We start from the raw sequence: 8,966 nt of genomic DNA on the forward strand, positions 1-8,966 counted from the left end.
TGACGATCACGCACAGTTCTCAAACTGGGGAATTTTCAACCAGCACATTTGGGGAGATTACAACCAGCACTCACAGCAAGGCCGTTGCGGAGCCTGCGACGAGTGCGGCCGAGGTCGAGAAGCTTCATGCGAAGATCGGCCAGCTTTTGGTGGAACGGGATTTTTTGCGGGATGCCTCTGTTCGCTTGGGCGTGACCAGAGGCGGGAAATGATCGACCCGCAACGTCCCCGCTTGCCGATTGTCAGGCAATGCACCTTGCTGAGGCTCAACCGATCTGGAGTATATTATCAGCCTGCGCCCGAAAACGCGTTCAACCTGATGCTGATGCGGTTGATCGACGAACAGTTCATGGAAACGCCGTATTATGGCGCCCAGCAGATGGCGCGGCACCTTCGCCGTCTGGGCCATGAGGTAGGCCGCAAGCGGATCGGACGGCTGATGGCCCGGATGGGGCTGGTTGCGATCTACCAGAAACCCAGGACGACGGTGCCCCACCCGGAGCATCGCACATATCCTTATCTCCTGCGGGACCTGACGATCGACAGGCCCAACCAGGTCTGGTGTTCGGATATCACCTACATTCCGATGCGCCGGGGTTTTCTGTATCTGACGGCGATCATGGACTGGACGACGCGCAAGGTTCTGGCCTGGCACCTGTCCAATACCATGGATGCGGACTTCTGCATCGAGGCCCTGAAGGAGGCGTTGGCCCGCTACGGGACGCCGGAGATTTTCAACACGGATCAGGGCAGCCAATTCACCACGCCGCGCTTCACCGAAGTGCTGCAGGGCCGGCAGATCCGCATCAGCATGGACGGGCGCGGCCGCTGGATGGACAATGTCTTCATCGCACGGCTCTGTTAGTCATTGAAATATGAATGCGTGCATCTCCACGCTTTCGAGACCGGCTCGGAACTTCGTGCCGGCCTGACGAAATGGATTGGTCATTATAATTCGCGGCGCCCACACTCGGCGCTCGCTGGACGCACGCCCGATGAGGCGTATCATGGATCCGCTCCGACACCGCTGCCGGGGTTAACCCCGGCAGCGGTGTCGATCAGCAACAACGAGAAATTGGCGGCATAGCAACATCGGGCGATAGCTTATTCAACCCGCAAATCTGTCCGAACGAATGGGGCCACCTCTATAAACATTTTGAATTAAAATTAAGGTTTTTTCCTAAATTTATTTAAAATATCTTCATTCATATAAATAATTTTCCCTTTGGGCATAAGGACATTATCCAGAGATACTGGCTGTATAATCGTCAAAAATCCGTCCAAATTTTTAGCAATCTCAGTTATAGCAGACATTCCTGTATATTCGTGATCATAAAAATATACCGTATCGCTATGCTTTCCCATAAGGAAAAAGTTTCCGCTATCATCTAAAGCAAATGGAAAATAATTATTATCTACAACCTTGTCATTTATTGATTTCATATATTCAAAAACTTCTTCCAAAGAAAGTATTTTTGATAGGCATGCCCCTTGACCTGGTGGTATTTCAATATAATTGTTTGAAACATAAGACCCATTATATTCTTTTATGAACGTCTTATATGAATTTTGGAATGAAAATCCTAATTTTTTTTCCCAAAATGAAATATCTTCGTTTGATAAATTTCTTTCTTTATCGCCAAAATTTATCATTTTTTATTCCTCAATCTATTCTTTATTACAGAAGCTCCGCCTGAGTGGCGAACATTAATATGAATGTCGCTAGGAACTAGTTGCATTGTGGTTCCATTCTCAACATGATGCCACGTATATCCTGGTGGAGTTTCCGACAAGTTTGCGAACTTGTTAGCTAACTGAGAATCATGCACATATACACCATTCATTCCTTCGACTTCAATAGTAGCTATAGAATACGGGGAAAAATCAGGGTAACCATTATCCTTGAAATTTACACTGCTAGGATATTTTTCCCTTATTTTTTCAGGAAGCTTCTCGGGAGGATATTTCGTCCCAGCGTAACGACTATTAATTGGCGTTCTTCCATTAACTCTTTTTATCTTATTTTCGTTAACATCCGAAATGTTTTTTGAGCCAACTATAATAGACTGTCTGCTAGGTTCATTCTCTTTGAGAGAAAATGAAGAAGTATCACCATCTATCCTACTCTTAACATTACCTCCAAAATTAGCTCCTCGAGGCGTACCTTCCGCGTCAAATACATAATTAATTCGTGTCTGTTTATCTATATATACGAAGTTTCCATCATTATCTTTCAGTCCAGCAGAAGTGTATCCAGGCCTATAAGGTTCGGAACGCGGGTCTATTATTCTATCATTAGGCCCCGGCGCCGACACATATGCAGACGACTGATTGCCCTCGTCGGTTATTTCATTTTTCTTAACTGAAGTGGATTTTTCTTCTAGATTACCTTCCGGTTCATGGTCTTCATTGTACTGCTGGATTGCTGAAGCGTATCCGGCCCCGCTAAGAGCATTGACTGTCGTATCGCCACCGGAAGCCGCACCGGCCGCTGCGCCCGCGCCAGCCCCAATTATGTTGCTCAGCACATTCTCGATCACGCGCTGGCCGTCTGCATCATCCGTAATGGACCGGGCAACGGATCCAGCCCACTGGCGCGTGGCAATCGTGGCAACGTCGCCCGCCGCCGTACTGGCTGCCACCGAGCCGATATTTCCTCCAGCAAGACCCGCTATCAGCGCATTCCCCGCCGTCTCGATGCCGATGCGTCCCCAGGCATTTGAAACGTCCTCTGTTCCAAACCCGGCAACATGAGCGTCATCCAGCGCATCCGAAACCATGCCCCCGACCTGTCCCACGACCTGTGACCCGACCTGCTGGATCTGCAGGTCGTTCTGCATCTGCCGGGCGTCGAAGGTATTGGTCAGCGGGTGACTGGACGTCGCGGGCGAGCGGGAGAGGTCGCCACTGGTGCTGCCGGCGGCGACCTGCACGTTCGACCCGATGGCCGACTGCGTGACCGAACTGGCGTCCTTACGGGTCGCAGCCCCCAGCAGGCCACCGGCATTGGCCGCCATGCCTGCGCCGATCGCGGTGGCGAAGCTGCCTGTGCCACCGCCCGTAGCCCCTTCGGGATTCATGACGTTGGCCTGGTAGCCCATCGTCTTCGCCGTGGCATCAGCGTGGTTGGCGATGTCATTGGCCACCAGCGTGCCCGTGGACAGATGGTTGAGCGCGGCCGCCGCCGTGCTTTCGATCACGCCCCCGTTCAGGGTCGTCATACCGCTCGCCGTGACATCAAGACCGCCACTGCCCGCATACAGCCCGGACTGCGTCGCTTCGGTCGAGGCATAGCTGTCCCTGACAGTCGTGTGACTGAAACTCGCGCTGCCCCCGATGTCCCCCGCGCCCCAGACCGGAACCGAGAAACTGGCGTCCACACCCGTGGTCTTCGAATTATAGTTCGACGTATCCTGCGCCGTGGTGATGGTCAGGTCTTTGCTGGCGACATCAATCGATTTCCCGCTGATCTCCGCCCCGTTCAGGGTTGTCGTACCGGTCGCGTTGGCGAGGGTGACGGTGTCCGTGCCGCTGACCGTGCTGTCCACCGCCGTGCTGGACGCGGCATTGGTGTTGCTTTTCGAGAAGCCGAACTGCCCCTCGATGCTGACTCCGGCCCCCTTCGTGCCGATGCTGGCCGAGGCCCCCACGCTGGCCGAGATCGACTTCGAACTGGCGACCTCGTGCGTCGTGTCATACCCCGCCTGCAGCGTCACCTGGCCCGGCGCGGTCAGGGTCACGTCCTGGCCCGAAAGCTGGGACGCCGTCGCCACGATATTGCCCGACTGGCTGTCGGTCGGCACGCCGCCTGTCGCGGTCACGGCCAGCGTATTGCCCGCCGCCGCCGTCGAACCCTGCACCGTGCCCGTCGTCAGCGTCGTGCTCGACTTCTCGAGGTCAAAGCCGATATTCGACTGCACCGCAATCAGGTCGATATTGCCCTTGGCGGTGTCGCCTTTCTCGAACAGGCTGGAAACGGACTTGACCTGTTTTGACGCCTGCAGACCGACCTGGGCGCCCATGCCCGCCGCCGCTGCACCGTCCAGTCCGGCGAGACGCCCGCTATCCTTGCCACTCGCCTGGGAGGCGGACAGGGCGATATCCACCATCTGTCCCACGACCGAGTTCGGGTTGAGCCCCGTGGTATCGCCGATGAACAGTGACTTGTGCGTCTGGGTCTGGGTGGCGACATCCTCAAGCGCATTGAACGATACGGACGATCCCGTGACCGTCGCATCCTTCGCCGCCCCGAGGTCGGATCCGTTGATCGTGACCGGCCCGTTCGCGGTAATGCTCAGATTGCCGCCAGTCGACGCGATCTCGCTGGGGGTCCAGCTGGTCTGGGAATAGGTGTCGGTATCGGTCGTCTTGCCAAAGCCGATCTTGGCCGAAGCCCCGCTGGTGCCAAGGAACAGTCCGGACGATTTCTGCTCATAGAAGGCGTTGGCCGTATCCTTCAGGGCGTTTTCGGTGAACTTTCCGCCTGCCTGAAGCGTGACATTGCCGCCACCTGCGACAGTGCCCGCCACGGACATGTCGTTGCCCGAGACCATGGTGACATTGTCATTGGCCGCCAACGTGCTGCCGACCTGGTCGGTGGAACTCTCGCTCGAGGTCGTGGTGGTCTTGTTCAGGAAGCCGTGCTCGACGGTGCGGGTATAGGAGGACTGGCTGTCGGTGACCGCGTTGAGGTTCACGTTGCCCGTCGCCATCAGCGTGGCCGACTTCCCGGCCGCGACCGTGGCGCCCGCCAGGGTGAGGTCGCCGCCGAGGGCGGCCGCCGTCAGGTTCCCGCCCGTGCTGACCGACGCCCCGAAATTCTCCGTCTCGGCCGCGCGGTGGCTGTAATCATGCTGCTCGATGTCCTGCGACGCGCGCTCGCCGGAACCGAACCCAGCGTGATCCCCCGCCCCGCCTGAACCAGTTGCCAGAAAGAGTATCAGGAAAAGGAGTGAGGGATTTCCTCGTCAGGCCCGCCTACCAGAGAGACGGTCCGTGTCGCCACGAAGGCGGATAATTCCAGCGATGCTGCAGCGTAACTGACGTTGTCTGATCAGGCAGGGTCCTGACCTCCTTGACGGCAATATTCTTGCTGCCAATCTCCGTAACCGCATACCAGACGCCGACAGGGAGGTTAGAGAATGTAAACTGTCCATCTGCTCCACACGTGACATGCCGGACGAAGGGTGCAACATCAGCAGAAGCAACTTTAGGCCCGGTCATCACACCATAACGGAACATATTATCCACAACAGGATCAGACGCCGGACTTTGCGGCAGCAGTTGCACATCATGCCCGGCACAGGTCAGTTCGTGCCCGTTGCCAACAGCAAATTGCATATTTCCGCCCTGAAGGGTGGGATAACTCCGATGGTCAAAGAGACGCATGGATGCGGATCCCGCAATCGTTGCCGTGCCCTCTTTTGTAGACCATGACATATCCTGCGCACTGCCGGGCGCCCGTATGGAGTCAGGAGATGGATGACAGCCTACTAAAAAAATACTTGAAATTGCAAATAATAACTTTCTCATTCACTAAACCAAATTGATAATAATATTTCAATTAATACACACTCAATAAGCATGCATCGCAAAATCTGAATACAGTATAAGAAATTAATATATCATTTTATATAACTTATATACTTCTTCCACGCCTCCTCGAAATCATTTTTATCTATTTCTATCGCCTTAAACTGCTTATCTTTATTTATATCGGAAATGCGTGGAACATCAACATCTGCCAAATACGTTCCTCCTATAGAAATATTCCCAGCTGCAATCCCAAATTTTCCACTTTTATATATTTCAATCTTTCGAGTTTCCTCCCTTTTATTATCAACTTCTGAGTAGATTGTTTCCGGCTCGTCTTCATCATGATGATACCAAATACACTTAATATATTCCATTTTATTTAACCTTCCCAGATGATGTCAAACGATCAGAAATATCTAATGGCCCTGAATTTGGCACGACAAATACATTTTTCCTTCCTAATATAACATTTAGCCCAGTCGTATCGATTGCCAAGTAGTGAGTAAATTTGTCACCGGACCAAGGAAGTCCCACAAGGGCTCGAGACAATTTTGCCGGTGTTGTCGTGCCGGGTGCTACATCGGTCAAATACTGCCCATCTCCATAACGTGCATCTTTTGGATTCTTTTCCTTCAATGAAGGATTTAGATAGCCGGATTCCAATATTTTTTTCAAAGCAGATTCTGTTGTATAATGGTATAAAATATTATTGTTTAAATAATTTTTTTCGATAGACGGCAATGAATCTATATTAATTCCCCCCGAAAGGGAAGCCGGAGCATCTTGCATTCCGCCCGCATCAATTGAATTAGAGGAGGATGAAACTTCATTATCTCTTCCTGTCAGCGATAGCGTTTCGGCCGAAACTTTCCCGCCCATTGTCTTGGTATAATCGACTATCTTGGTGTAATCGACCGGCCCGGGCGCCCCTAAAATGTAGATATCACTGCTGCCGTCCTTGGTGAACTTCAGGTCGCCGCGATCCGTGAACATACCAGTTGAACGATATGTTCCTGCGCCAGGAATGCTAATACCCAGATCCCCGATACCCATCCCCGAAACTACGGCATCCGGCGAATAATGAGCAACTCCCGGTCCAAACCGATCCGTCATTGCGACCTCGGCACCGGGATACTCGTTGGCCATATCGGGTGCAACCGTCAGCCCCCCCGAGGAATCAAGCCTCAGGACGTTTTCCCGGTGCACCCGCGTCGTAGTATCCCATGGATTTGCAACGTCGGGTTCGACTGGCTGTGGTACGTCCGCACCGACGTTGTTTCCCGTGCTATCCCCCCTTTTTATCCCTGGCCCCATTCTCAAGTCGAGAGTCTCAAAGCCACCAGGTCCACCATCTTCGCCAAACCTGTCAGGCCGTAATCCTGATGACGTCGCATCTCCTGTGCCAGCCGCGCTGTCCTGCGTCGGCTGTGCGTCGCGCGCATCAGTTCCGACCGTGGCCCTGTCGTCAGCTCCCTCGCTGGCCATGTCATAACCCTGCTTGGCTGTCCACGCGGCCGCCTGGGTTACCGTCTCGGCCTCATTGGCGAGCGCCAGGACATTGCTTTCCTTGCTGGCGTCAAAATCGTTGGCGATGGCCTGGTTGGCGCTAGATGGATCACGCGAGAGGGTCCCGGACGTGGCACCCGTCTCCACAGTGATATTCGAACCGATCGCTGACTGGCTTTCCGTCTCATGGGAGCCAGCCACCACCCCCGCCGACGCCATGGGCATGCCGTTGTCCGCAAACCCTGCACTGTCAGTGTCGCCCCCCCCCTGCATCGTGCTGAAGGAGAAGCTGGCCGAGGCTCCGGCATAATCGGAGACGTTCTTCTCCCCGCTGGCCGTAAGGCTGCCTGTCGTAAGACTGTTGAGCGCCGATGCCGCCGTGCTTTCGATCACCCCGGCGTCAAGGCTGGTATTGCCCGCAACGGCGATGTTCACACCACCATTGCCAGCATGGATCCCCGATAGCCCGCTGGCTTCCGTCGAGGCGTAGGTATCACCGAGCGCGCCGCCCGAGGCGTTGACCGAGAAGCCCTTCTCACCCCCCACCCCGTAGACCGGGATCGCAAAACTGAACCCGCCACTTTCCTGGTTGCTGGAATAGCTCGCGGTGTTCTGCGCCGAGGCGATGTCCAGGCTCCCCGTCGTCACGTCCACAGCTCCACCCGAGACCTTTGCCCCGTCCAGCGTGGTCGCGCCGCCCGCATTGTTGATGGTTACGTTATCCGTGCCCGTCACTGTGGTATCGACCTGCGTGGCGCTCCGCGCATCGCTCTGGGCATGGGAGCCGCCGACCTGGCCGGTAACACTGACCCCAAAGCCGCCATCCGAACTCAGCGACGCCGTCGCCCCGATAAAGGCGGACTCCGAAGACTGGCTGGACGTGGTGTGCGTGGTGTCCTGCCCGGACTGCAGCGTCACCGTCCCCGGCGCGTTCAGGGTAACCGTCTGCCCGGAAAGCTGCGACGCCGTGGCAATGATATCACCGGCATTGCTGTCGACGGTACCACGCCCGGTCCCCGTCGCCGTGACCGTCAGGGCATCCCCGGCGGCGGCCATCGACCCCTGCACCGTCGTCGTGGTGGAACTTTCGGCCTGCCGGTCATGCGAGAACCCGACCTCGGCCTTCACCCCGACAAGTTCAACTTCCCCGCTTGCGGCATCCTTGCTCAGGGCCTGCGCAATCGACATGCCAGCCTGCGCGCCACTGATCCCGGCCGAAGCCGCATCAAGTGCCCGGTTCCCGGTATCCTTGTCATTTGCCGCCTGCGCCGCACTCAGCGCCATGTCGGCCACCTGCCCGACGACGGAATTGTCCGACAGGCCGGCTTTCAGGCCGATAAAGCTGGAATCGCTGGTCTGGGAATCCTTCGCGACATTGCTGAGGGCATTGAACGAAACCGACGACCCTGAAACATTCAGGTCCTTCGCCGCCTCAAGCCCGGACGCGTTGATCGTGACCGGACCACCCGCCGCAACGGTTACGTCTCCGCCCGTTGACCCGATTTCGCTGGGGGTCCACGTCGTGCTGCTGTCATTGGCGGTCTGGCGCGATTTGCCAAACCCAACCTCGAACCCGGCGCCGCTGGTGCCCACGAACAGGCCGCTTTTCTCCTGGCTGTAGGCAGACTGCGCCGTATCCTTCAGCGCGTTTTCGGTGAACGTTCCACCCGCCTGGAGCGTGACATTACCGCCGCCCGCGACAGTGCCCGCTACGGACATATCCCTGCCCGAGACCATGGTGACGTTGTCATTGGCCGCCACCGTGCTGCCGACCTGGTCGGTGGAACTCTCGCTCGAGGTCGTGGTGGTCTTGTTCAGGAAGCCGTGCTCGACGGTGCGGGTATAGGAGAGGCCATCGTGTGGATGGTACGCTAAACAACGTTTGGCATGAACAATAAAGGAACGATCAGGCGGCACGAGCCTGT

The 8,966-nt window shown here is 55.7% G+C and carries 5 protein-coding genes and 1 pseudogene; 1 reads left to right on the plus strand and 5 read right to left on the minus strand.

What is annotated here, in order from left to right:
• Positions 1 to 77: 77 nt before the first annotated feature.
• Positions 78 to 1,087 (plus strand): annotated as a pseudogene (locus DV027_RS16490) (IS3 family transposase); the annotation flags it as partial.
• Between the two features lie 80 nt (positions 1,088 to 1,167).
• Here DV027_RS16490 and DV027_RS16495 read toward each other — a convergent pair.
• From DV027_RS16495 to DV027_RS16515, 5 genes are all read right to left on the minus strand, one after another.
• Positions 1,168 to 1,653 (minus strand): SMI1/KNR4 family protein, encoded by a 486-nt coding sequence (locus DV027_RS16495; protein WP_130732924.1) that lies wholly within the window; start codon positions 1,651 to 1,653, stop codon positions 1,168 to 1,170.
• Positions 1,650 to 4,943, minus strand: a complete 3,294-nt coding sequence (locus tag DV027_RS16500) for a hemagglutinin repeat-containing protein (RefSeq protein WP_342633717.1) — start codon at positions 4,941 to 4,943, stop codon at positions 1,650 to 1,652. The genes DV027_RS16495 and DV027_RS16500 overlap by 4 nt, the downstream gene beginning before the upstream one ends.
• A 34-nt stretch (positions 4,944 to 4,977) precedes the next feature.
• Positions 4,978 to 5,388, minus strand: coding sequence for a carboxypeptidase regulatory-like domain-containing protein (locus DV027_RS16505; protein WP_130732926.1), 411 nt, complete (start codon positions 5,386 to 5,388; stop codon positions 4,978 to 4,980).
• Positions 5,389 to 5,624: 236 nt separating this feature from the next.
• The gene (locus tag DV027_RS16510; protein ID WP_130732927.1) at positions 5,625 to 5,909 is read right to left on the minus strand and encodes a DUF6881 domain-containing protein; all 285 of its coding nucleotides are present in this window, start codon (positions 5,907 to 5,909) and stop codon (positions 5,625 to 5,627) included.
• Position 5,910: 1 nt separating this feature from the next.
• A complete protein-coding gene (locus tag DV027_RS16515; RefSeq protein ID WP_207303530.1) occupies positions 5,911 to 8,958 on the minus strand; it encodes a hemagglutinin repeat-containing protein in 3,048 nt (1,015 codons plus the stop codon).
• Positions 8,959 to 8,966 lie beyond the last annotated feature (8 nt).

Source organism: Komagataeibacter xylinus (assembly GCF_004302915.1).
In the GTDB taxonomy this organism is placed as follows: Bacteria; Pseudomonadota; Alphaproteobacteria; order Acetobacterales; family Acetobacteraceae; genus Komagataeibacter; species Komagataeibacter xylinus_C.

Excerpts from the sequence above, each read along its gene's own strand:
- DV027_RS16505 (WP_130732926.1), bottom strand. The coding sequence starts at position 5,388 with ATGCGTCTCTTTGACCATCGGAGTTATCCCACCCTTCAGGGCGGAAAT.
- DV027_RS16495 (WP_130732924.1), bottom strand. The coding sequence starts at position 1,653 with ATGATAAATTTTGGCGATAAAGAAAGAAATTTATCAAACGAAGATATT.
- DV027_RS16510 (WP_130732927.1), bottom strand. The coding sequence starts at position 5,909 with ATGGAATATATTAAGTGTATTTGGTATCATCATGATGAAGACGAGCCG.